The sequence below is a fragment of the Nocardia sp. NPDC127526 genome, assembly GCF_042672265.1.
Lineage (GTDB): Bacteria > Actinomycetota > Actinomycetes > Mycobacteriales > Mycobacteriaceae > Nocardia.
In genome coordinates, this window is sequence record NZ_JBHXVO010000005.1 from 1 (window position 1) to 25,109 (window position 25,109).

16 protein-coding genes are annotated in these 25,109 nt (G+C 68.6%); 7 read left to right on the top strand and 9 right to left on the bottom strand.

The annotated features are described in order from the left end of the window. Window positions 1-179: 179 nt before the first annotated feature. From ACFVIV_RS11075 to ACFVIV_RS11095, 5 genes are all read right to left on the bottom strand, one after another. Window positions 180-1,514, bottom strand: coding sequence for a serine-threonine protein kinase (locus ACFVIV_RS11075; protein WP_379194975.1), 1,335 nt, complete (start codon window positions 1,512-1,514; stop codon window positions 180-182). Window positions 1,515-1,536: 22 nt separating this feature from the next. After that, window positions 1,537-3,372, bottom strand: coding sequence for a S8 family peptidase (locus ACFVIV_RS11080; protein WP_379194976.1), 1,836 nt, complete (start codon window positions 3,370-3,372; stop codon window positions 1,537-1,539). An 18-nt stretch (window positions 3,373-3,390) separates the two neighbouring features. Then, window positions 3,391-7,968, bottom strand: a complete 4,578-nt coding sequence (locus tag ACFVIV_RS11085) for a hypothetical protein (protein WP_379194977.1) — start codon at window positions 7,966-7,968, stop codon at window positions 3,391-3,393. Between the two features lies 1 nt (window position 7,969). Next, complete coding sequence (locus tag ACFVIV_RS11090) at window positions 7,970-11,788, bottom strand: LysM peptidoglycan-binding domain-containing protein (protein ID WP_379194979.1); 3,819 nt, start codon at window positions 11,786-11,788, stop codon at window positions 7,970-7,972. A 115-nt stretch (window positions 11,789-11,903) separates the two neighbouring features. Continuing rightward, window positions 11,904-12,290, bottom strand: coding sequence for a hypothetical protein (locus tag ACFVIV_RS11095; RefSeq protein WP_379194980.1), 387 nt, complete (start codon window positions 12,288-12,290; stop codon window positions 11,904-11,906). Window positions 12,291-12,556: 266 nt separating this feature from the next. On the opposite strand from ACFVIV_RS11095, the gene ACFVIV_RS11100 reads away from it, so the two are divergent. Then, the gene (locus ACFVIV_RS11100; protein ID WP_379194982.1) at window positions 12,557-13,171 is read left to right on the top strand and encodes a cutinase family protein; all 615 of its coding nucleotides are present in this window, start codon (window positions 12,557-12,559) and stop codon (window positions 13,169-13,171) included. A gap of 18 nt (window positions 13,172-13,189) precedes the next feature. On the opposite strand, the gene ACFVIV_RS11105 is transcribed toward ACFVIV_RS11100, so the two are convergent. Further along, the gene (locus ACFVIV_RS11105) at window positions 13,190-13,735 is read right to left on the bottom strand and encodes a hypothetical protein (RefSeq protein ID WP_379194984.1); all 546 of its coding nucleotides are present in this window, start codon (window positions 13,733-13,735) and stop codon (window positions 13,190-13,192) included. Window positions 13,736-13,979: 244 nt separating this feature from the next. Here ACFVIV_RS11105 and ACFVIV_RS11110 point away from each other — a divergent pair, with 244 nt between their 5' ends. Both ACFVIV_RS11110 and ligD read left to right on the top strand, forming a co-directional pair. After that, window positions 13,980-14,780, top strand: a complete 801-nt coding sequence (locus ACFVIV_RS11110) for a M23 family metallopeptidase (protein WP_379194986.1) — start codon at window positions 13,980-13,982, stop codon at window positions 14,778-14,780. 44 nt (window positions 14,781-14,824) lie between these two features. After that, a complete protein-coding gene (gene ligD, locus ACFVIV_RS11115; protein ID WP_379194988.1) occupies window positions 14,825-15,790 on the top strand; it encodes a non-homologous end-joining DNA ligase in 966 nt (321 codons plus the stop codon). A gap of 6 nt (window positions 15,791-15,796) precedes the next feature. Here the strand turns inward: ligD and ACFVIV_RS11120 are convergent, their stop codons facing one another. Further along, window positions 15,797-16,993 carry an Ig-like domain-containing protein gene (locus ACFVIV_RS11120; RefSeq protein ID WP_379194990.1) on the bottom strand — a complete coding sequence of 399 codons (1,197 nt, stop codon included), beginning with the start codon at window positions 16,991-16,993 and terminating at the stop codon, window positions 15,797-15,799. A gap of 219 nt (window positions 16,994-17,212) precedes the next feature. Here ACFVIV_RS11120 and ACFVIV_RS11125 point away from each other — a divergent pair, with 219 nt between their 5' ends. Next, complete coding sequence (locus tag ACFVIV_RS11125; protein ID WP_379194992.1) at window positions 17,213-18,031, top strand: SGNH/GDSL hydrolase family protein; 819 nt, start codon at window positions 17,213-17,215, stop codon at window positions 18,029-18,031. Between the two features lie 48 nt (window positions 18,032-18,079). On the opposite strand, the gene ACFVIV_RS11130 is transcribed toward ACFVIV_RS11125, so the two are convergent. After that, window positions 18,080-18,547: a MarR family winged helix-turn-helix transcriptional regulator gene (locus tag ACFVIV_RS11130; RefSeq protein WP_379194994.1), complete on the bottom strand. Its 468-nt coding sequence runs from the start codon at window positions 18,545-18,547 to the stop codon at window positions 18,080-18,082. 86 nt (window positions 18,548-18,633) lie between these two features. Between ACFVIV_RS11130 and ACFVIV_RS11135 the strand changes: the two genes are divergently transcribed. Then, the gene (locus tag ACFVIV_RS11135; protein ID WP_379194996.1) at window positions 18,634-19,413 is read left to right on the top strand and encodes a DODA-type extradiol aromatic ring-opening family dioxygenase; all 780 of its coding nucleotides are present in this window, start codon (window positions 18,634-18,636) and stop codon (window positions 19,411-19,413) included. A 152-nt stretch (window positions 19,414-19,565) separates the two neighbouring features. On the opposite strand, the gene ACFVIV_RS11140 is transcribed toward ACFVIV_RS11135, so the two are convergent. Further along, complete coding sequence (locus ACFVIV_RS11140) at window positions 19,566-20,216, bottom strand: HAD-IA family hydrolase (RefSeq protein ID WP_379194998.1); 651 nt, start codon at window positions 20,214-20,216, stop codon at window positions 19,566-19,568. Between the two features lie 226 nt (window positions 20,217-20,442). Between ACFVIV_RS11140 and ACFVIV_RS11145 the strand changes: the two genes are divergently transcribed. Next, a complete protein-coding gene (locus ACFVIV_RS11145) occupies window positions 20,443-24,405 on the top strand; it encodes an amino acid adenylation domain-containing protein (RefSeq protein WP_379195000.1) in 3,963 nt (1,320 codons plus the stop codon). Then, window positions 24,405-25,103: a DUF6875 domain-containing protein gene (locus ACFVIV_RS11150; RefSeq protein ID WP_379195002.1), complete on the top strand. Its 699-nt coding sequence runs from the start codon at window positions 24,405-24,407 to the stop codon at window positions 25,101-25,103. Before ACFVIV_RS11145 ends, ACFVIV_RS11150 begins: the two co-directional genes overlap by 1 nt. Window positions 25,104-25,109 lie beyond the last annotated feature (6 nt).

The following is a 25,109-nucleotide window of genomic DNA, read 5'->3' on the forward strand; positions in this document are numbered from 1 at the left end:
GGTCGGAGAGTTCTCCTCGTCATTCGGGCGCGTCTCCTCGTCATTCCGGCGCGCTTTTGGCCGGAATCCACCGCGTTGTCGGAGATCCCGGCCAAAAGCATGCCGGGATGACGAGCGGGAGCGTGCCGGGATGACGGGCGGGAGCGTGCCCGGATGCCGGGCGGGACTTCTGTCCACGCTCAGGTCAATCCGCCGGCGGCGGCCACCACCCAGGCGAGCTGGGGCTTGAAGATGTCGCTGTGCGCGCCGCTGGGCGGGCCGCCCTGGTTGACCACGTCGGAGGCGTCCAGGTTGAGGATGCGGTGGGGCTGGAACGGGTAGGCGGTTCCGGCCGCGCCGAGCAGCCTACGCTCCGCTTCGAACGCGCCGTGCGAACCCATGGCGCGGAAGCGGAACAGCCGGTCGTCGGCGCCGCTGGAATCGTCCTTGGCGGCGAGCGAGGCGAGCGGGTACATGGTGCTCAGGGCCGAATCGTGGCTGGAGTGGCAGACGGTCATCGGGCCGTCGAGCCGGGCCAGGCGGCCCGCCAGCGCGCCGCCGCCGTCCCGGAAGGGCAGCCTGTCGGTGAAGGTGAAGCGGGAGAACGCGCCTTGCAGCAGGGTGATCGACTTGACCGGCGAGGGGCCCTCGGCGAGACCGTCCAGGGCGTAGGCCACGGCGCGGGCGCCGAAGCTGTGGCCGACCAGGTGGATGCGCAGGCCGGGGTGCTCGGTGGCGAGTCGCGCGACCACCGGCCCCAGGCCGGTGCGGCCGACGACGCCGGCGCGGTTCTTCATCTTCCAATAGCTGAGCTGGCGCAGCGCCTCCTTGGCGCCGTGCAGGGCCTTGTCCAGGAAATCGCCGAGTCCGGCTGCGCCGCCGCCGGATTCGAATTCGATGCCGGTGGTGGCGAGCGTGGCGGCGAACCTGTCGAACACCTCGGTCGGCGTGCGGTTGGTGTCGAGCATGCCGGGTTCGTCGGGAGCCTCGGCCTCGCCGTCGTCGAAGCCCTGTCGCGTCGCCTCGTGGAACGAACGCAGTTGCGCGAACAGCTCATTGATGCTCGCCTGACTGGGCGGTGCGGCGAGCAGTCCGGCGATCGCGTCGAGTTGCGTTGCGCCCTCGGGGAACATGGCCTTCAGGTCGTCGAGAATCGCGGGGTCGATGGTCGGAGCGCCGGCCGGCACCACCGGTCCGGCGTCCAGCGAGGCCGCGCCGCCGCCGTCGGCGTGCCGGGTGACGGTCTCGAAATCGGGAATCGGTTCGTCGCGCCACAGCTGCGAGGGCCAGAACACGCCGACGAATCCCACCTTGCGGTCCGCGGCGATATGGGCGGCGAGCAGGTCGAACCAGCGCTTGTAGAGCCGGATCGCGGTGTCCTCACCGTTGTTCCAGCCGTGCGAGAACAAGACGACGTCGCTCACCCCGGACTGCCGGATCTCCGTGGTGAGAGTGGCGATGAGCTGCGGGTCCACATCGCCGTCGTCGTCGAACACCAGCCGCCAGAACGGGCGGCCGGCCACGGTATCGGTCATTGTCCTTGTCCTTTCCGGAATTTCACACCGATTGCAGAGCACGCATGAGGTCGACCAGACCGCCGCCCTGGAACGCGGGATCACGGCCGAGCGAGGTCGCCGACTCGACGAAGATGCGTTTGACGGCCTCCGGGTCGCCGATGAATTCGCGCTGCACCGACAGGAAGGCCGCGATCGCGCCGGACACGTGCGGAGCGGCCATGCTGGTTCCGCTGTCCTCGATATAGATCGCCATGTCCTTGGCCTTCGCCTTGCGCGCGTCCTCGTTCTCGCCTTCCAGCGTGCGGATGACCGGCTGCAGCAATTCCCCGGCCGCCGCCGACGCGATTCGCTCACCGGGCGCGACGAGGTCGGGCTTGCGGCGGCCGTCGGCGGTGGGACCGCGCGAGGAAAAGTACGAGATGCCATAGGAATGCGGCGCGTCCTTGTGCGTCGATCCCACGGTGATCGCGCGTTCGGCATTGCCCGGATCATTGATGGTCATGGCGGCGCTGAACTGCGTCACATCCGACTTCTTCGCGACGACGGTGATGAACGCGGAGTTGCCCGCCGCGACCACCACGACAACGCCGGTGCGCACCAGCTTGTCCACTTCGAGGCACAGCGGGCTGCGGCCGCAGGCGAACCATTCCGGATTGAATCCGTAGCCGAGGCTCAGGTTCACGCCCTGAATGCGCGGCAATTTGCCGCTGGCGGCATTGATCTCGCGGACATAGGCCAGCGCCTCGATCACCCGGGTGGTGCGGGCCTCGTCATCGCCGCCACCGCCGAGCACCTTGAGGCTCACCAGCTTCGCCCGCGGCGCGATGCCGGCCAGGTCCTCCCGGCGCTCGAACGGCCGCGGCTTGACGATCGGCATCTCGGGTTCGGCGACATTGAACCGTCGTTCGGTGACCATGATGTTGTCGGTCGCACCGCTCCAGAGCTCGAGCCCGCCGGCGATGATGCCCGCGACGTGGGTGCCGTGACCTTTCGTATCGAGCAGTGCGGCCTCGGGGCCCCTACCGGAGCCGGTGAAGTCCTTGTGCAGCTGGCCGACGCTGGGATCCGAGAGTGTCTTATAGCCGTCGAAATGCGGATGGTCGCCTTGGATGCCGGAATCGATGACGGCCCAGACGATTCCGTCACCGAAGCTGTTGAACGCGCGCTGCGCGGCCGTGGCCTTGATGGTCCGCGCCGAGATGTCGATCTGCGGCTTGATCGGGAAGTCCGGCCAGATCCGGAAGACGGCGCGGGTCTCCCAGGTGCCGTCGACCGCGTCCGCGGAGATCAGGCCCTCGATCTCGGTCGTGGTCAGCTCGCCCACCGCGTATTCGTCGGCCAGGTGCCGGGGCTTGTCCGTTCTGCCGAGGTAGCGCCACAGTTCGGCGACCCGTTTCATGGCCTTGTTCGGACCCGTCCGGTACCGCAGATTCAATTCGATCATGATCGGAATCGGCTCGGCCGAGCGTTCCGCGCCGACGCGCTTTTTCGCGAACTCCTCGCGCATCGGCGGCGTGAGCACGCCCGAGACCAGGATGTCCGCGCGCTGCGGCGTCTCCGGTGCGGCGGTGAGCTCGCGCTCCGGCACCGCATGGGCACGCTCGCACGCCGCGCCGAGCGTCCGTTCGCCTTCCTCGGTCAAGCGCAGATCGCTGACGAGCCCTTGTTCGGCAAGCGTTTTCAACGCCTTCTCGACCTGATGCTGCCAAACGGGCTTCTGGTCCTTGTACAGCCGATCCGTGGCATCGAATCGCGAGGCGTACCGAGCGGCGACCATGATCAGCACCGACTTCTCGGTGCGCTTGATATAGCGGGTGGAGATCTCGCCCAGTGCGCAGTGCACGCGGGGAATCCACACGGTCTGGTCGTCGCTCATGATTCCGACTCCCTCGCATCAAAGGTACAGATAGTCGGCGTAGACCAGTCGCGAAATCGTGGCCTTGCCTTCGGCTCCGGGTTCCGGATCGGTGGGCAGCAGCTCGAATTCCTCGACCAGGACGCGGAGTTCGGGCGCGGTGCCCGGGGTCTGGAGCGGGTGGGCCGGATCGAGTTGCAGGACGCCGCTCCAGCCGGCGGCGAACTCGGTGATGCGGGAATCGACGGGGTCGAGGTGCACGCGTACGCCTTCGACGGTGCAGTGCACCTGTTCGACCTTTGTCCAGCCCAGGTCGCTGTCCGAACCCGGATCCTTGGCTTGCAGGGTGGCGATGACTCGGCGGCTGGTGGGTAGCGCCCAGGTGGCGAATTCGGCCGGTTCCACCGGCTGCGGCGGCGGATTCGGTGCGTCGAAGATGCCGGGGATATTGGTGAACGCGGTGGAGCCGGAGACGGTCAGCCGGACCTGCCCGGCTTCGGGGCGGCTCAGGGTGGCGATGCGTTCCGGCAGCAACTGCACGAAATCGGTGGCGACGGTCGGCGAGAGGAAGCAGCCCGCGACCGAATTCGGCTGATAGCGGGCGAGAGTCAGGCGGACGAACGGCCACGCGGTGTCGGCGGCGTCGAATACCACGTCGACGAACCGGCGCCTGCGGCCCTGGTGGTTCTCGGGCCGGAACAGGTACGCGCCGCGCTGGGCATCCAGCTGGACGTAGGACACCGGTCGCCCTGGTCGCTGCTGTGGATCCAGGCCGAGCTGGAGGGCGCGCTGCTGCCAGGCCGGAGCCACGTGCAGGTCGGTGGCATTGCGCAGGACCGGTGTCACGAACGCGGGATCGCGTCCCCACAGGCTGATGGCCTCCGTGGTGGGGGTATGGCTGGGGTGGTTCGGATCGACCGGCACCGGGAAATCGACCGCGCCGACAATGACCGCGAGCAGTTCGCCGTCACCGCTGGAGAACCACGGTTTGTCGAGCCAGATCCGCACGCCGCTGCGGCGGGTGCGACGGCGGGCGAACGGATGCTCCGGCTCGCCGTCCTCCTCCCACAGGAACATCGGCATGACCTCGCGCACGCTCGGCGGCAGCGGCGGCGCGGAGTTCAAATGCGTGACCTGCCAGGTATTTCCGGCCGACGCCGCATCGTCGGGCGTCGGCAGGTCCGCGGCGTCGAAGAACTCGCGGTACCGCGAAGTGCCGTGCAGGCGATAGTCCACCTTGCGGTACTTGGTGTCGGGCAGGGCGTGCACGATCGGGCGCACCGGCACGCCGGGCGGGCGGGTGCCCGCCGGGGGAGTGCCCGTGGTGGTGATCAGCGATTCCTTTTCGTCCTGCCCGACAGGGAATGTGGCGACGATTTCCCGATGCTCGACGGCTTCGGCGTCGTCGGCGCTCTCCTCGTCCACGAGGTCGGACCAGGTCGCCCGCAGCTCGGCGCGCTCGGTGCTGTCTCCGTGGATGTCCAGCGTGCCGACCAATTCGGCGGTGGCGACGCCCTTTTGGCGGCCGAGCGCGGTCAGCGCGGTGATGGCGGGCGGGACGGCGGGCCGCACGGTGGCGTGCACCAGACGCAGATCGATGCTCGGGGTCAGCCACCACAGCCAGCCGTCGAGGGCGGCCCGCTCGAGCAACTGCCGATCGGATTCGGTGACATTCGGGTCGTGCACCGCGTGGAATCGCCACAGCCCCAAGCGATCCAGGTGCTCCTTGTCCAGGGTCGTGGAGACCGCGACGGCGATCTGCTCGCCGGGCGGAATGCCCACGTCGATCACGGAGCCGTGCTGCTTCGCCCGCAAGGCCGGTGCGCCGTGCACCACGAGGCGCAGCGGCTCGACGCTCGGCCATTGCCCCGCAAAGGGAATCACCACCGATTGCAGGATCTGGGCGGTGCGCAGATGGTGGTCCGCGCCCGCGCGATAGAAGACGAGCGCGATGCCATTGGCCATGGAATCCGGCAGATACGGCACCACCAGGTTGTCGACATCGTGGACGACGTACTGGCCCTCGGCGGGCTGCGCTTCCGGATCGTCCTGGAGCTGCTCCAGAGTCACGAACCGGCTCGGATCCGCTCCGGGGGAGGCGTGCAGCGAAACACCCGGCTGCACAATGGTTCCCGCCGGATCGTCGAGGTTCTGGATGCGAATGTCGAACAGGCTGCCGCGCTCCTTCAGCGCGATGGCGTAGCCGCGGCGGCGATCGTCGAGATCCGCCGAACCCATGAGCGCGTCGAAGCGCCCGTCCAGCTCGGCGTCGAGCTGTGTCGACTTGGGCGGCACCAGGTGGCGCTGCGAGGTCGCCGAGCCGTCCACGCTGTCGCGAATCACCAAGCGATTCAGCGACTCTCCCACGGTGTAGGGATGACGCGGTACCACCGCCGGCGGCAGCACGGCCTCCCACCGCAGGAACAATCGCGGCGTGGTGACGATAGTCGGGTCCTCGGCTTCGGCGGCGAACAGGCCGGCGAACTGGACGGGCTCGACCTCGAATTGCGGCCGGGTGGTCAGCCGTGCGGCCTTGGCCTCGATCGCCGAGACCGCGTTCTCGACCTGGGCGACCTGCTCGTTGGCGGGCGGCACGGCCATGGCGTCGCCGCGCTGCCGCTCGAGCAGCCCGGCGGCGTCGCGGGCGTCGGCATCGGCGCGCAGGGCCGCGATATGGGCGGTCGCGGTCGTCACCACGGCCTCGCCCGCGGCGACATTGCGGGTCGTCATGCTGCGTTCGACGCTATTGCCCGCCAGATCGACACCGACGACGCGGAACGCGTACCGGCGGCCGTAGCGCAGGGCGGGCAGGGTGCCGGGTGCCGCCGTGCTGCGGATTCCGATCCCGTCGTCGGCTTCTTTCGGGCGCTCCTGCTGGTCGGTGAGGATTTCCTCGCCCGGTTTCCCGCCCTGCCCGCTGTCGTGGACGATCTGTAGGCCGGGTCTGGGCGCGGCCAGGCTCCAGCCGTCCCAGCCCGCGATGACCTCGTGCACGTAGTACGGGTTCGCCGGATCGCCCGGCGCCCGGCTCATCGGCGCGTTCTGCAGATACCCGGTGTCGGGAGCGTCCGAAAGCAGCTCCGCGCCACGGAAATCCGCGTGGACCCGCCGCCGGTGCAGGCTGTGCCAGCCTTTGGTGGCATCGTCCCAGACCTCCACGCGGTAGCCGCGGGCGAGTGAGTCGAAGCCGAACCGCGGCCGCTCGGCAATCGGGGTCTGCCCGGCCGAGACCCGCGGTGTCATCTGTTCCGCGGCTTCGACCCGGGCCCGCAGCTCGTCCGGGCGGTCGATGTGCGCGAGCGAGAACCCGGACGATCGCAGCGTGCCCGGTGCGAAGGACGCCGGGTCGCCGTTCAATTCGGTCGCGGTCGCACGGACGACGCCGCGCAGCAGCTGTTCGAGTTTGAGGCCCGAGGCGTCGGGATCGAGATCCATGACGCGGAAGCGGTCCGGGCGGCCGACGGTGAGGAAACCATTGACCCACTTATCCGATTCGGGGGTCGCCAGGAAACGCTTGCCCGCTACGACGCACCGTGTGGCCGGTCCGATGAGCAACTCCACACCCGGTGCGGTGACATCGCAGCAGATGAGCGTGGCGGTGGCGAGCGTCGCCAGGTCGGCGACCTTCAGATCCAGGACGAACCCGAGCCGGCGCGCCAGCACGGGCGTGCTGCCGATGGCGGCGGCGCGGGCGTGGAAATCGGGGACCACCGGCTTGGGCCGCGGTTCGTGCACATTGTCGGACGGCCGCGGCCGATGGTCCGTCTGCTCTTCGGCCCTGTTGTAGAAGCGTTGTGTGGCATGGGCATCCCGGACCATGGCGAAGGTCGGATCGTCCGGCGCGCTGTCGGGCATCGAATTGTCGAGGAACGCGGTGACTTCACGGTCGCAGTCGTCCAGTGGGGCCTCGATCGGGGAGCGCCACGGTTGTTCGCCGGTCGCGAAGGTCAGGTTGACATCCGGTGAGGCGGGGCCGGGACCGGGCCCCGGTGCGGGTCCCGGCGCCGGATCGGGTGGCGGATCCGGCAGCGTGAAGCTCACTGCCGCACCGGCATTCGTTACCGCGGAGTCCGCGAATCCGGTGCGCCGCCGCCGTTGGGCCTCGGCATAGGAGTCCAGGAGCGCCAGGGTCTCGCGCAGCTTGGGCGAATGCCCGCCGCCGATCACCCGCTCGCGCAACAGATCCAGTACACCCTGCGCCAGCCGGCTCCCGGCCACGCCCGGCCTGGTGACCGGTGAGGAGAACGCCGACGAATAGTGTGCGGCCAGCGCGTGCTCGGGCAGACGATTGGCCGGATAGGTCTTCCACGGCGCCTCGGAGGTCTTGGGCGCGGGAAAACCGCGCACCGGCGTCGTGCCCGGAAACGCTGTCTGCCAGGCAGATTCGCTGAGCGGGCCGAATACCGGCGTGCACGCGATCGTCCCGGCGTCGGTGTGCAGGGTGATCTGCGCGTTCTGCAAGGTGGTCACCCAGTTGGCCATGGCCGTCAGATCGGCCAGAGTCTCCGTCGCGCCCGGCGTCAGCCGGTGGGTGAAGAACAGCGACACATGGAAATCGGCATTGGGATCCACCGAGTGCGGCAGCACCGTGGTCATCAATTGGACTGCGCCGGCCATGTCAGGCTCCAATCGCGAACGAGTCGAAGTACGAATTCCACATCGACTGCCCGCCGGCCTGCGGCGGCATGATGTCGAGCATTGATGGATCGCCCTTGGATCCGGCCAGTTGACGTTCACAGGTGATCTCCACCGACGCGGAGAAGAACAGCACCTCGACCTCCACGGTGAGGCTGGCGCGGCCGATCATCTTGCCCGACTCGAAGTGATAGGTCAGCGACAGCTCCAGCGTGATCGACGCCGAGATCAGGCCCAGCACATCCACTTCGCCGCGAATGCGGAAGTAACCGGTCAGCTGGCCCTTCTTGTCCTCGAGCCGCAGATAGATCCCGACCGAGACCGACACCGACCCGGAGGCGACGCCGAGATCGACGCTCAGGCTCGCACAGGCTTCCAGGCCCATCTCGAGCACCACCATCTTGGCCGGGCTCAGCCGCAACGCCACCCAGCCACCGCCGCCGATGCACATGACCGTCAACCGGAACGGGGATTCCTTGCTGCAGAACCCGAATCCGACCGTCACCGCCTCACCGAGGAACGGGATGCGGCAATCCGCGGCGAGCGCGATGTTCTCCAGGCTGAAGACGCCCACGGCCACACTCGGCAGCGCCAGATCGAATCCGGCGGTGACGCCCTCGGTGGAGATGTCCACATAGGGCGGATCGGCGAAACCGTCGAACGGGATCAGCTGCCGGATCTTCTCGATGAAGGTGAGCGGGCCGAGGAATTCCAGCTTGTCGAAGACCACGTCGATCTCCGGCTTGCGCCCGGTGCTCACCCGGAAACCCAAGCGGCCGAACCGCATCGACATGAGTTCCGCGCCCGGCATGAGTATCAGCTCGAAGGCCCGCAATTGGGCGCTGACATCGACCTGCGGCTTGTCCTTCTCGGTGGTGCGCACCTCGACCGCAATGGAGAGGCCGTTCTTGTCCGGCTTGAACACGGCGGGGCCGCCAGGGGGCCAATCCGTAATCTCGGGCTGCCATTCGAAGCGCATGACATCCGACAATGTCGGCGCCCGGAGTGCGGCGAGCAGGTTCGCGCCTTGCGCCACGGTGGCGATATTCCGCAAGGCCGCCGCCGGCTTCTCGACCGCACCGCGGACGGCGGCGGGCAGGATCGGGTCCGAGACGACCGAGTCGATACTCGCCAGCTTCCCGGCGAACGCCGCCGCCGCACCGGCCGCATTCTGTGGTTGCCCGGCAAGCACATTCGTGAGCGCGGCCTGGAGGTCGCCCGCAGCTCCGGCCAGTGTGGCGCGGGCATTGTCGACCTTCGCCCGCAGCGCTTGCAGGCGCTGTTTCGCGGCGTCGTTGGCGGCATTGCCGATATCGTCGGCGAGATCGGTGCTCGCCGTGTCGAGCGCGGCCAGCAATCGGGCGAATTCCGAAGCAAGAGAGCCGATCATGCCGAGCTGCTCGGTGATCAGATTGGGCGCGCGGTCGAAACCCTTGTCCTCGGCGATGATGTCGAGCAGGTCGAAGAGCCCGAACAGCTTCGGCAAGGCTCCGGCCAGGAAGGCGGCCGGATCGAATTTGCCCTGGCTGAGCGGACTTCCGGGGGCGACCCGGTCATCGCCGATCGCACCGAGCTGCCGCGACAAGGCCGCGACGCCGACACTCGGTTCGATGAAACCGCCACCCTGATCACTGCCCTTGGCGAAGTCGAGCCGCTGTCGTTGCGCCAGAGTGAGGAAGACCTGGGCCTGATCGGTGAAACCTGCGGTCTTGTACTTGGTTTCGTAGGACACCTCGACCGGTGCGCGCCCGCCGTTGATGGCGTTCAACGCCGGTATCGCGATAAAGGCTCGCGCCATCGACGGGGTGCTGGTGAGCTCCTTGGTGACATGCGTGCCGTCCAGGTCCAGGGCGTTCACCTTGAAGGTGGTATCGCCTTTGGCTTTCGGCGGGGCCATGGCGACCTCGGCGTCGTTCAGCGGGATTCGCCGCAGGTTCTCCTTCCACACCGCCCGGATGTCCTGCATCGAGGTCGTCTTGGCCGCGGCCTTCTTCGTCACCAGAACCAGCGGAGCCAGCATGGCGACGGGCTGACCCGTGTGATCGATACCGGTGACCTTCCAGGCGTAGGCCACCTTGTTGATCGCCGGGACCACCGGATCGGCGGTGTCGACATCGATGAAGTCGAGGTCGGGAGTGACCGGCGGGTCGATGGAGACGGTCTGGAACGGCAGCGCGGGCAGCGCCTTCCCCTGGGCGTCGCGGTAGGTCTTGGTGCGTTCGCGCACCACGATGAAGGCCCGCCGCTTCAGGAATGCCACCGGGTTGTCGCCGACGCCGATGCGTCGCTCGGTGACGTTCACCAGGGTGACTCGATGGCCGAACGGGAAGAGGAATGCCGGTGTCTCGACGCGGACATAGGCGTCGCGGCCCATCGGCGCCAGATGGCGATACGCCTCGAGGGTGGTGGTGTCCTCGGCTTCCGGATAGGCGTCCGCGGCCGCCCACCGCACACTCCAATCCACCCACGCGCCGAGCGCGCTCAGGTACAGCCGCCGCACACCGAGCGGTTCGGGTTCGATCGGCTGCCGGTCGATGGTGCTCACCACCCGGCGGTCCGCGGTCTGGCGCACGATCCCCCTGCGCAACTGCCGGCTCAGTGACGCGTCGAAGCCTTGATCGGCGACGCCCGCATCCGCATCGCGCGTCCAGACGGCGCGCACGATCCGCTGCGTGTCGTCCTTCTCGTCGACTTCGGTGAATTTCCCGTCGACCACCTTGCGCACGCCCAGCCTGGTCGTCCACAACTCGGTGCGGGCCCGATCATCCGGAGCCGACGACGGCTCGGCGCTGTGCGTGAAACCTCCGCGCGGGCTCGGCGACACGATCAAGCGGAACGGCGCTTCGATGGCCGTCTGATCCGCCTCCGGCGGCGCGGGCTTGTCGGGGGTATCCGCGGGCACAGCGACCCCGGCCTCCGCGGCGGGCACCGCCAGCTTGGACACCCGCAGCGGGAAAGTGGTCAGCGCGGTGAGCACGCCGGCGATCGAGTAGTCGAACTCGGTGCCCTTCGCCACCGCGAACACCACCCGCGAATCATGCGCCGCGAGTACCTGTGCCGGTGCGCTCGGCGCGATGTCGAAGCGCTGCTCGAGCAGGTTCTGACTGCCGAAGCGGACGATCATGTGTGCGTCGTCGGTGACCGCGACCAGCCGTTGCCGATCGTCCGGCGGGTCCGGCGGGCGGACAGCCGGAATGGTCAGCACCTGCCCGGGATGGATGAGATTCGGGTCGGCCAGGTGGTTGGCGGCCGCGATGAGCGTGAACAGCGTCGGGTCGCCGTAGAAGCGCGCCGCGAGGTCCCAGAGCGTATCCCCTTCGACCACGGTGTGAGTAGTGTCGGGCGCGGGTCCGGGGACATCCGGGATGACGAGTACCTGCCCGGGGAAGATCAGGTTCGGATCGGCGATGTGATTGGCCGCCGCGATCAATGCGAACTTGGTGCCGTCGGTGTAGAACCGCACCGCGAGGTCCCAGAGGGTGTCGCCCTCGACCACGATGTGGGTGACCACATCCGGCTGCGGCGCCGGCGCGAACCGGAAACCGATTGCCTCGCAGTGCAGATCGACCAGATCGGCCGGGCGCAGCAGCCGGAAGGCGATGGTCTCGGGCGGTGGCGGGGGAGTGGGTTGCGGATCCGGCGCGGGCCCGGGCAGATCCGGAATCTGCAATACCTGGCCCGGATGAATCACATGCGGGTTCGCTATTCCGTTGGCGGCCGCGATTACCGCGAATTTGGTGCCGTCGCCATAGAACCGGATTGCGATGGCCCACAACGTGTCACCGGATACCACTGTGTGCACGCGCGCCATCGGACTCTCCCGTCGCGTATCCCCGACTCCGATAGGACGAGATGACCGTACGGCCGCGCGGGGCCCGTGAGCACGAGTAGGGTACTACTCGTCTTTGCCCGCAGATTTACGCGGTGACCTGCGATTTCCGGGCCCAGCGCAGGAACATGTACAGACCGGTTCCGAGCAAGGCCGCCAGCGGCAGCAGCGGGATGTAGGACACCCGGACGATGGGATCCGGCAGGGACAGGGCGACGATGGTCGCCAGGACGGCGACGATGAAGACGATGGCCGACCAGCGGTGGATTCGACGTGTCCGGCCGGTGCGCGGGCTCGGGGTGCGCACGAGCAGATACAGGCCGGCGAGGAAAAGCAGGGCGAGCGGGAACAGCGGTATATAGGACAGCCATTCCGGGCCGCCGGCCGTCAATCCGACGACGGTGATGACGACCGTTGCCGTGAATGCGATCCCCAGCCACCGATGCCATTGCCGGATCGTCGTGTTCCAGTTCATCGATTCCTCCTTCGAAGGACGAGCAACCTGCCCGCCGGCGGTTCGTTCCGGGCGGGCGTCCATACGGAGAACGCTAGCCGGATCGCACCCGGCGGCGCTTCTCGATTCCTGACCGGCCGCGGGATCTGAATCGCTACATTACGGCCTACGAATTCGGGGTCGAGGTAACTGTTTCGCCAGGAATCAAGAACGCCAGCAATTTCTGGGTACATGGTGCGCAAGCCGGGCCGGACCCGGAGATCCCATAAATGAAGAAAGTCACGACCATGCGTAGAGCAACGGCGCTCTTCGCCGCAGTAATGCTGGCCATCCTCCTTTCCATCACCATCGCGACGACTCCACGGGCCCAGGCCGATCCCTGCTTGGGTGACTGGGCCATCGGAATCGGCGGCCTGGGCGACAACACCTCCTCGGTGTTCACCGCCTTCGTGAATCAGCCCGTCGGGTACAACTCCGCCGATCCGATGTCGGGGTTGAACGAAATCGACCGGCTGTTCTGGTCGCATCGCAACCAATGCCCGGACGATCACATCAGGCTGATCGGGCACAGCGAGGGCGCGGCTCTCGTCCACGCGTGGGTCACCGCGCATCAGGACGTGGGCAATGCCAACGCCATTCTCCTGTCGGATCCCAAGCGGGCCGCAGGCCCCGGCGGACCCGGCCTGTCCGCGACTCCGGGCAACCATCTCATCGGCTATCCGCTGGCCGGCGTCGATGATTGGTTCGGCGGTTTCCCGGTGCTGACCGTGTGCAACCACGACGACCAGATCTGCGACACCAACGCGGGCTGGTGGGGTTACTTCTTCGCGGGCGCGCACAGCCGATACGATTTCAACGTATGGAACTATGGCGCTTGGGATTCCGGGGTCTGGTACCGGTAATCGGTTGATTCATGGGGATCAGTAGCCGTGCGGCACTGGTCCCCATTGGCTGAACCCGTGCCCCATCGAGGTGCACACGGGAATGGCTTTGAAGGTGATTTGACACGTCGCTCCGGCATAGGTGACCGAGTACTGCGGATCGTGGTAGTTCACCGGTGTGAGGCGGGGCAATGACGGATTTCCGCCCGGCAGTGTGTGACTGCCGTTGGAGTTCCACTGGGGATGCGCCGGCCAGGTGGCCGAATCGATGACGATGGCGGGCACGTTCGGCAACGGCACCTGCATTCCGGCAATCAAAACATTCATGGACGCGGCCGGGACCACGAGATCGCAACCCACCGTTCCGCCCGGATCGATCGAGCAGTTCCAGTCGCCCAGGGCGAAATACGCGGTGCCGTCCACGAGCGCCGGACCGGGTGGGTCCTCGGCGTGCGCGGTGCTCACCCCGAACAGGCACAAGACAATCCCGAGAATTCCCCCGCAAACCCGTGCGGCGGTAAGTTTCACAGCCCTGGACACGGCATCTCCCTCGATGCACAGAGAGTTTTCGGTCGAATCGACCATAGAGAAAAACTATCACCATACGGAGAAAAGGCAAGATTTTTGTCGAGGGGGCTAACACAATTTCCGCGGCCCCGTCCGGGCGCTCGCAGCCGGATCCAGCGACGCGACAGCAGATTCGGATTCACAGGTTCGGGTGGTAGGGTCTCGCACCCGAGTCAGGGCGAGGCGCGGCCGATGCTGGATGAGTGGTGTGGCGCATGGGCGGCGCTCGCCGGAGCAGCGTGGGTTGGAGGGTGCAATTCTATTGCGGGGCAGTGCTTCCGGTGATTCCGATGGGGTAGCGGAGCAGGACGGATGGGGTGATCCGCAGCGGGGCAGGCATCGGAAGCCCTCGGCCATCAAGGCTTTGCAGGGGCGCGCGGTGCTGGCGGCCGTGGCCATGGGAGCCACGGTGTCGGCCGTGCAGGCGGGCATGCAGTCGGCGTCCGCGCACGAGACGGTCGAACTCCAGGCGCAGGGCATGCTGCACTCGAATGCCGGGGCCGCCGCCCAGCCGGCCCCCGGGCTCGCGGGCACGGATGCCCATTTCCCCGAAATCCTCAGCGCGGCACCGGTGGAGGATCCCGAGGAGATCCGGAACCTGCTGCGCAACGGTCAGCATTTCGCCGCCGACGACGAGGCGCGCGCCACCGCGAATCTGCGTCCGCTGTTCACGAAGTTCGCCGAGGGCGTGTTCACCTCGGGCTTCGGAGCACGCTGGGGCGTCACGCATTACGGGGTGGACGTGGCGGCGCCCATCGGAACCCCCATCGAGGCGGTCGAAGACGGCACCGTCATCAGCGCGGGCCCGGCCTCCGGCTTCGGCATGTGGGTGCGGCTGCTGCACGACGACGGCACCATCACCGTCTACGGCCATGTGGACACCACCACCGTCACGGTCGGCCAGCGGGTGCTGGCCGGGGATCAGATCGCCACGGTGGGCAACCGCGGCTTCTCCACCGGCCCGCACTGCCATTTCGAAGTCTGGCTCAATGGCACCGACAAAATCGACCCACTGCCCTGGCTGGCCAGTCGCGGCATCTCGCTGGGACCGGAACGGGACTGAGCCGAACGGCGCGAGAGATCGCATTGCCCGCTATTGTCGGACGGGTGGCCAGTAAGTCGGCCTCGCCGGCCGTGGAACTGACGGTGGGCGAGCACACGGTGCGCGTCTCGAATCCGGATCGGGTGTATTTCCCCGAGACCGGGGCGACCAAATTCGACCTGGTGCAGTACTACCTGAGCGTGGGCGACGGAATCGTGAACGCCTTGCGTGACCGGCCGTGCATGCTGCATCGATTTCCCAAAGGGCTGCCCGGCGGGAAGGTGCATCAGAAGCGGCTGCCCGGCGGCGCTCCGGACTGGATTCCCACCGTGGAATTGTATTTTCCGCGCTATGGGCGCACTGCCGACGAACTGTGCGTGGAGAAGCTCGCCGACGTCATCTGGGCGGTGCAGATGTCGACGGTGGAGTTCCATCCCTGGAATTCCCGCCGCTTCGACACCGAATTGCCCGACGAGTGGCGCATCGATCTGGATCCCATGCCCGACTGCCCGTGGTCGCGGGTGCAGCGGGTGGCCGGTGTCGTGCACGAGGTGCTCGACGAACTGGGTGCGGTCGGCTGGCCGAAAACCTCCGGCGGCAAGGGGTTGCACGTCTATGTGCGCATCGACCCGCGCTTCGGCTTCCAGGATGTGCGCCGCGCCGCCCTCGCCTTCGCCCGCGAGGTCGAGCGCCGCGCCCCCGGGGACGTCACCACCGCCTGGTGGCGGCGCGACCGCGACCCGCGACAGCTGTTCGTCGACTACAACCAGAACGCCCGCGACCACACCATCGCCGCGGCCTACTCGGTGCGCGGCATTCCGGAGGCCACCGTCTCCACCCCTGTCCGCTGGGACGAGATTCCCGACCTGCATCCCCGCGACTTCACCATGACCACCGTCCCCGCCCGCTACGCCGAACTCGGCGACCTGCACGCCGGAATCGACGACGCGGTCTTCGCTCTCGAACCGCTGCTGGAATGGGCCGACCGCGACAAGGTCGACGTCGACCTCGACGAGGACACCGGCGACTGAGCGGCCTCAGATGGCCGCGCCGCCGCGCAGCCAGTCGGGCCAGGGGATGGTCCAGTCGCCGTTCTGCCAGATGTCGAGGGGGTCCCCGCCGGTATTGCGCACCTCGACCACATCGCCGGGGATGACGAAGTCGTAGAACCAGGCGGCGTCGTCGGGGGAGAGGTTGAGGCAGCCGTGGGAGACATTCGTATTGCCTTGCGCCCACATGCTTTCCGCCAGGGCGTGCACGAAAATGCCGTCGTGGCTGATGCGCACGGCATGGTCGATGACCGAGCGGTAGCCGAGGCGCGAATCGACGGGCAGGCCGTAGCTCGAGGAATCCATGGTGACCGGATGCTTGCGGTCCAGGACCGTGTAGACGCCGGGGCGGGTCCAGAACGACAGCACCTTGCGGCCGACCACCGCGGTGCCGCCCATGCCCATGGAGGTGGGCATGCTGCGCACCAGGTTTCCGTTCTCGAACACGTCGATGTGCTTGGTGTCGTCGTCGGCGACGGCGATATGGGCGGGGCCGATGACCACCGACACCCGCTGATCGCGCAGGCCGTACGCGCCGGATCCGAGTGCGGCGCCGAAGAGTTCGGCCGCGACCGTGATGCGCGTGCCCGGCGCGTGATAGCGCTCGGGCCGCCAATGCGCGTTCTGATCGTCGAGCCAGTACCAGGCGCCGGTGACGGCGGGTTCGGTGACGACCCGCAGATGGGGTTCGACCGCCATCCGGTCGACGGGTTCGTCGAACCGCGCAACCAGGACGAAACCCACTCCGTACGTATCGTTTTCGGCGAGTTCCACGAGATTGCCGGAGCGCAGCGAGAAATCGACGAGCCGCTCGGGCCAGACGGTGGAGCACACCGTCGTCGCGGTGATCTCACCGGTTTCGCCCTGTGCCACGGCCTTCGCGGTATAGGTGTGGCCGTAGCCGAGCGGTTCGGAGCTGATCCAGCTGCGATTGTCGGGCGCCGGTGTTCCCGGCAAGGGTCTGCCCGTCTCGTCGAGCCATTCGACCGAGCGCAGCGTGCCATCGGTGACCGTGACCCTGGCGGGCACGCGCGGGTTGACGCCGTGGGAATCCGGCGGCGGATCGAAGCGGATGACCGCGGGTTCGGGCGGCGGTGGCGGTTGCCGCTCCCGTGCGCACCCCGCGAGAGCGAAGCCGCCCGCCCCCGCGAAGCCGATCAGCAGCTCACGACGTCGCACTGCCACCGCGTCTCTCCCTTCGCCAGGCCGACCCCCAGCAGCCCAGCACATTGGGACGATCTTGGTCGCGGTGACGGGCGAACCTCCACCCTTCCGTCGCGGAACCGACACCGTTCCTTTGCCTGCCACGGCTCGCTCGCTACACCCCCGAACAATGTGATTCGCGGATCATTCGCGCCACCGACGGTCGCGTAACCAGACGGTTGGTTGGCAAGATCGAACACCATGCCGGACATCGAACTACCGAAAGACATCGTGTCCTTCGTCGCTCTCGGCGACAGTTTCACCGAAGGCATGGACGATCCGTATCCCGACAGCGGGCAGACGCCCACCGGGCGCTACCGGGGCTGGGCGGACCGGGTCGCCGAACATCTGGCCGGGCACGTCGGCGAGGTGCGATACGCCAATCTCGCGGTGCGCGGCAAGCTGATTCGGCAGATCGTCGACGATCAGCTCGCCCGCGCCGTCGAACTGCGCCCGGACCTGGTGACCTTCTGCGCGGGCGGCAACGACCTCATCCGGCCCGGCGGCGATCCCGACGAGCTCGCCGAGATCTTCCGCGATGCCGTCGCCGAATTGCGCGGCACCGGGGCGACCGTGGTGGTGTTCACCGGATGGGATCCGGGATTCCAGCCGGTCATGCGCCATCTGCGCGGCAAGATCGCCACCTACAATATGAACCTGCGCGCCGTCGCCGACGAATTCGACTGCCCGGTAGTCGATTTGTGGGGCATGAAGCCGCTGCGCGACCACCGCGCCTGGAGCTGGGACCGGCTGCACCTGTCCGCCGAAGGCCACCGCCGCCTCGCCCTGCGCGTCTGCGAGGTGCTCGGCGCGCCCGTGGACGAGGACTGGCGCGCGCCCTGGCCCGCCGAGGAGCCCATGCCCTGGCAGGCCGCCCGCCAGCAGGATCTGCACTGGGCCAAGGAATTCCTGCTGCCCTGGATCCACCGCCGCCTCACCGGCCGCTCCTCCGGCGACGGCCTCGACCCCAAGCGGCCCGACCTGGAACCGGTCCCGGCCTGCGGCAGCGACATCCGGTAGCTCGGGCGGACCACATATCCCGATCCGCACGCCGCGTCGTGCGGATCGCTACGCCGGGTCGCCGTCCCGGATTCTGCGGGCGACCTCGCCGAGACCGTCGGCGAGGGCGGTCCGCTGCGCGGGCGTGAGCACATCGATGAGCAGCTCGCGGACCAGGGTGACGTGCCCGGGCGCGGCGTCCTCTAGCTTGCGGCGACCGGCCTCGGTGAGCACGGCGGCAATGCCGCGGCTGTCGGTCGGATGCGATTCGCGGCGGACGAGGCCCGCCTTCTCGAGCTGATCGACCTGGTAGGACAGCCGGCTCTTGGAGTTGATCAGGGAGTCGGCGAGCTCGGTCATCCGGAGGCTGCCGTCCGGGGCCGCGGCCAATCGGACCAGCACCTCGTACTGGGTGTGGGAGAGACCCGCATCACGCTTGAGCTGCCGCTCGATCTCCCGCTCGAGCAGCGCCCAGCCGGACAGCAGCGCCTTCCAGGCGCGCATTTCCTCGTCATCGAGCCACCGGGGTTCGGGCATGGGCCCAGCCTATCGGTGTTGTTCGAATTTGAACAATCACGTACGCTGTGGTCCTCGTTCAAATTTGAACAAGAGGAGATTCGGTCATGATCGAGGACGCGCACACCATGCCCGTGCTGTACCTGTCGCACGGCGCGCCGCCGCTGGCCGACGACCCGGTCTGGCCCGGACAGCTCGCGGCCTGGTCGGCGAGCTTGCCGAAACCCGCAGCGGTGCTGATGGTTTCGGCGCACTGGGAGGACGCGCCCGTGGCGCTCGGGGCGACCGCGACGGTGCCGCTGGTGTACGACTTCTGGGGATTCCCGCAGCACTACTACGAGGTCCGCTATGCCGCGCCGGGTGCGCCCGCGCTGGCCGAGCAGGTGCGAAAGCTGTTGCGGGGGCCCGGGACCGCGGTGCAGGAGGTGCCCGAGCGCGGACTGGATCACGGGGCCTATGTGCCGCTGGTGGAGATGTATCCGGACGCCGACGTGCCGGTCCTGCAGATGTCATTGCCCACGCTGGACCCGCGAGCGCTACTCGACCTCGGGCGCAAGCTCGCGCCGCTGCGGGACGAGGGCGTGCTGATCGTCGGCAGCGGCTTCTTCACCCACAATCTGCGGGCGCTCACCGGCGACGGTTCGGTGCATCCGGTCATGGCCGAGTTCGACGAATGGGGCCGTGAGGCGCTGGCCGCCGCCGATATCGACGCCCTCCTCGACTTCGAGAACAAAGCTCCCGCACCACATCTCGCGCATCCGCGCACCGAACACTTCGCCCCGCTGTTCGTCGCGCTCGGCGCGGGCGAATCCGAGCTGTCCGCGCCGCGCACCGTCATCGACGACTTCTGGCGCGGCCTGGCCAAACGCTCCATCCAGCTCGGCTGATCACCCGGCCCACAAGGAGTTCCCATGAGGACCTGCCCGCCCTGCGCAACCACCGCTTCGGCTACGGCGTCGCCGCCGTCGCGCTGGGTGTGGCATCACCCTGCTGCTGCGGAGCTGACCGGCGTCGAACCTCGGGTGCCGGCCGGGGCGGCTCACGCGATGTGCAGACCGATCCGGCCATCCGCCAGGGCCTCCACCCGCACATGGGTGAGGTCCCGAAGGTGGGCATCGGGTCCGAGCGCGGCCGCCCGCGGCCCGACCCCGATCACCCGCATCCCCGCCGCCCGGGCCGCCGCCACGCCCGCCGGCGAGTCCTCGAACGCCACGCATTCCTCGGGCGAGAACCCCAGTTCCGCCGCCCCCTTGAGGAACCCCTCCGGCGCGGGCTTGCTCGCTCCCACCTGCTCCGCGGTCACCCTGACCTCGGGCACCGCCAGCCCGGCCGCCCCCATGCGAGCCTGGGTCAGCCCCTCATCGGCCGACGTCACCAGGGCATGCGGCAACTCCGCGATGGCCAGCATGAAGGCCGGCGCGCCCGCGATCGGCACCACGCCCTCGACATCGGTGGTCTCCTCGGCCAGCAGTGCGGCGTTCTCCGCGTAGTTCTCCGCCATCGGCCGATCCGGCAGCAATTCCGCCATCGTCGAATACCCCTGCCGCCCGTGCGCGACCCGCAGGGTGTGTTCCGGATCCAGCCCGTGCTCGATCGACCAGCGCCGCCAGATGCGCTCCACCACCGCATCGGAGTTCACGAGGGTCCCGTCCATATCGAGCAGAAGGGCACGGGTGATCAGGACGGGCATGCTGGACTCCCTGGGGGCATGTGTGCGCGGACGGCGGGCCGCTTGCCACGATACAAATTTCCGCGGCCGGGCGGCCGGGCGATCGTTGCCGGGGCCGGGGGCGGCCGATTCGTGCCGTATCAGTGCGGGGCGTGCACGGCGGTTCTTCCATGATCGATACGAGCGGATGCCGTAGGTTGCCAGCGGGACGGTTCGATCACTGGTGTTCGGGGCGTGAGGAGGCGCGTTGGCGCGAGCCGATGGGGACCTGGAGGTGTCACGATCCGGGGCGGCGATCGCCGCCCCGCACGCGGGGCTTCCGCTGTCGGTGGCGCAACTGCGCTGGTGGGTGGCGCAGCAGTTGTATCCGGAGGTGCCGAATACGGTCGCGCTGTATCTGGAGCTGCGCGGCCCGGTCCAGCTGGAGGCCCTGCGCGATGCCGCCCAGCGGGCCGTCTGGGAGTTGCAGTCGCCCCATGTCAGCTTCCGCCTCGACGGCGGCTATCCACAGCAGTTCCTGGACCCCGAAGCCTTCGCTCCGATGGCCTACCGGGACCTCGCCGCCCACCCCGCCCCCGAGGCCGCCGCCCTGGAATGGATGGAGCGCGACTACACCACGCCGCTGAACCTGCTCACCGACCGCCTGACCGTCGCGACCCTGTTCCGCATCGAACCCGACGTCCACCTCCTGTACCTGCGCAGCCATCACATCGCCCTGGACGGCCTGGGTGCGGCCGCCGTACTCCAGCGGACCTTCGAGTTGTATTCCGCCACCACGGATTCCGTCCCGGTGACCGCCGCGTCGCGCACCCCGCCCCCGCTCACGATCGCCGAGCTCCTGGACGAGGAACGCGCCTACGCCGAGTCGCCGCGCGCGGCAACCGATCGCGACTACTGGTCGGAGCAGTTGGCGGACATGCCCGATCCGGTTCGCCTGGCCGGACGCCCGGCATCCCGGCCTCGACCTCCGCACCGAGTGGACGCCACGCTCCCACCGGCAACCGCCGCCCGCCTGACGGATTGGCACGAGCGATCCGGCCACACGTTCCCGGAACTGACCATCGCGGCCTTCGCCTGCTACCTGGCCGCCATGACCGGGACCGATGAAATCCTGCTGTCCCTGCCGGTGGCGGCCCGCCCGACCGCGGCCCTGCGCCGCTCGGCCGGATCGGTCTCCAATGTGGTTCCCTTGCGGCTGAACGGCTTCCGCGACGTCACCGTCGCGGAAGCCGTCGACCGCGTCCGCGCCCGCCTGATCGGGGCACTGCGCCATCAGCGCTACCGCTACGAGGACATCCAACGCGACCGCGGCGTGAACCACACCGCGCGAGGCGGTTTCGGCCCCGTTCTGAACCTGCTCGGCGCGGTGGAGCCGCTCCGCATGGGGCCGCACACCGCGCGAATCCGATTGCTGGCGCTCGGCCCGGTGGAAGACCTGCTGATCAACGGCTATCAACTCGGGCCCGGCGACGACTCGATCACCATCGATATGCAGGGCAACCCGGAGCTGTACTCGGCCGGCGATCTGGCCGCGCATCACCGGCGGTTCCTGGAGTACCTGGACCGTTTCCTGGCCGATCCGCAGCGCAAGGTCCGAACCTTGGATCCGGTCCACGCGCCACCGGTCGACGCGGCGGTGGACTCCGGCCGCCTGTTACCTGATCTCCTGCGCGCCAGGCTGATCGGCGATTCCGGTAGCGGAGGTTCCAGCGATAGGGTGCTCGATCGGGTCGCGCTGCAGGACGGCTCGCGCCTCTGGACCTACCATGAGCTCGACGAACTGTCGTCGCGGTGGGCGCGCGAGCTGATCGAATCGGGAGCCGGCCCAGGCGGGTTCGTCCTCGTGGCCGTGCCCCGCTCGGCCGAATCGGTCCTCGCGGTCTGGGCGATCGCGAAGACCGGCGCCGCCTTCGCACCGATCGACGTCGCCGATCCGGCTCGCCGATCGGCCACCGTCGCCGCGGATTCCGGAGCCCGCCTGGGTTTGACGCTGACCGCCGTCCGCGACACGCTGCCCTCGGAACCGGCGTGGCTGGCACTCGATGATCCGAGCACCCTGGCACGAGTCCGGCGGCGGTCGAGCACACCCATCCGTGATACGGAGCGGACCAGCCCGCTGCGCCCCGGCCATCCCGCCTACCTGATCTACACCTCGGGTACCACGGGGACTCCGAAAGGCGTCGTGGTCACCCACCGCGGCCTCGGCCCGCTCACCGACTACATTGTCGAACACTATGGCGTAGACCAGGACTCACGCGTCCTGCATGCTCACGCGCCGTCCTTCGACGCGCATCTGCTGGAACTGCTGGCCGCCTTCGCGGCCGGTGCGCGGCTGATTGTCGAACCCCCCGCGGTGGTCGCCGGAGCCGACCTGGCTGCACTGCTGCGCGAGGCCGCGATCACCCACTTCCTCACCACCCCGGCCGTACTGGCCACCCTGACCCCCGCTCAGGCGCCGGACCTGCGAGTCGCGGTCGTGGGCGGCGAAGCCTGTCCCGCCGACCTGGTCGCCCGCTGGGCTCCCGCCCTGCGTCTGTTCAACGGCTACGGACCCACCGAAACCACTGTCATGGCAACGCAATCCACGGCGTTGATCCCCGGTGACCCGGTCCGGATAGGACCGCCGCTGCCCGGCGTGCGGGCATCGATCCTCGACGCCCGCCTGCACCCGGTCCCGCCCTGCGGACAGGGCGAGGCGTATCTGGGCGGCCCCGGCGTGGCGGCGGGCTATCACGGCCGTCCGGGTGCGACGGCCGAACGCTTTGTCGCCGATCCGCACGGCACGGGCGAACGCGTCTATCGCACCGGCGATCTCGTCCGCGCGACACCCGGCGGCGCGCTCGAATTCCTCGGCCGCGCCGACGATCAGCTGACCCTGCGCGGCCGCCGCGCCGAGCCCGCCGAGGTCGAGGCCGCGCTGATGGCGCTCCCCGAGATAGCGCACGCGGTCGCAACCACCCACGAATCCGCGCGCGGCACCCGATTGATCGGATATGTCGTCCCCGCAGCGGGATTCGACCTCGACCACGCCGACCTCATTCGCCGCCTGCGCGAATCGCTCCCCGCCGCACTGATTCCCGCGCAGCTCGTCGAACTGGACCGCCTGCCCGTCACCACGCACGGCAAGATCGATCGATCCGCCCTGCCCGAACCGCCGATGGGGGAGCGGCCCTACCGTGCGCCCGAGTCCGAACTCGAGCGCCTGGTCGCCGACCATTTCGCAGCGATCACCGGAGCCCCCCGCGCCGGCCGCGACGACGACTTCTTCGAACTGGGCGGGAACTCGCTGCTGGGCGTGGCGCTGTCGGCCGAGCTCGCCACCGCCACCGGGCTGCCGGTGACGGTGCGCTGGCTCTACGCCGCCCCGACCGTGCGCGAGCTGGCCGCCCGCTTGGCCGATCCCGGCGACGCGGCCGGAGACGACGCGCTCGGCGTCGTACTCACCTTGCGCCGCACCGGATCCCGGCCGCCGCTGTTCTGCGTGCACTCCGCCGTCCCGTTGGCTTGGTGCTATTCCGGCCTGGCCCGGCAGGTCGCCGACCGTCCCGTCTACGGTCTGCAAGCGCTGACGCTCGACGGCACACCGCGCTGCGGCGCCGCCATCGATGATCTCGCCGACGGCTATGTGGACGAGATCGTGCGCGTCCAGCCCGACGGCCCATATCACCTGCTGGGCTGGTCACTCGGCGGTCAGATCGCACACGCCATCGCGGTCCGCCTGCGCGCCCGCGGCGCGGCCGTCGCCACCCTCGCCATGCTCGACAGCGTCATCTTTCCCGACGACATGCCCCCGCCGCCGGTGCCGCGCATGCGCGATCTGCTCACCCACCTGCTCGGCGACGAACCCGAGGACGGCGATGCCCTGCCCGACCTCACCGCCGACCAGGCGGCCGCCGAACTGGCCACCGCCGCAGCATCATTCGGCACGGGACTGACCGCCGACCAGCTGACCCGCCTGCATCGCGGGTACGCCGACGGTGTGCGGCTGTCGCACGGATACCGGCCCGGCGTCTTCGACGGTGACCTGCTGTACTTCTCGGCGACCCGCGGGGTCACCGAGCTGCTCGACGCGCAGATGTGGCGCCCGCACGTCACCGGGGCGCTCATCGAACATCCGGTGCAGGCCACCCACGCCCAGCTCTGCAATGCCGATGTCGTGGCGGTCATCGGCCCGCTGCTCGCCGCTCACCTGGATCGCGGGGACGCGTGATGAGGACCGGGACGCGCTCGGGCGTGCGCTGGTGCAATGTGTATGCCGACCCGCAGGATTGGGCGCGGCAGGGACCCGCGGCCGCGGTGCTCACGCAATGGATGACCGATCATCTGCTGCAACCGCATCCGGAGCTGGGCCGGCCGGGACCGGTGTGCCCGTTCGTGCGGCACAGTGCCGCACGGGAACTCGTCTGGGCCGGCTGCGCGACCGGCGGCGACGAGCTGCCGATCGAGGGAATGCACCGGATCGTCGAGGACGCGGTCGAGGTGTACGGCGGACTGCGGCGGGAGGATCCGGCGGGCGCGGCGCGGTCGACGCTCATTACCGTCTTCCCGGAACTCACCCGCTACGACCTGATCGATGCCGTGCACCGGGCACGCAAGACCCAGGTGGTCGCCCAGGGCTTGATGCTCGGGCAGTTCTATCCGGGCTGCGCGGTGCCGGGACTGTGGAATCGCGACTTCCATCCCCTGGACGCGCCGGTGCCGATGCTGGTGCTGCGCCCGATGATGACCACCGACTTCCCCTTTCTGGTGGGTCGCACCGACTGGCTGTACGCGTACTTCAGCCGGTTCGCACCGGATCTGCCGCGCAAACTGCGGTGGGCTATTGCCGAGCGAATGCATGTCGAGGGTCCGAAGGTGGGTGAAATAACGGCGTTGCGCATACATTCCGCCGATGAACACGCCCGTTGATCACGG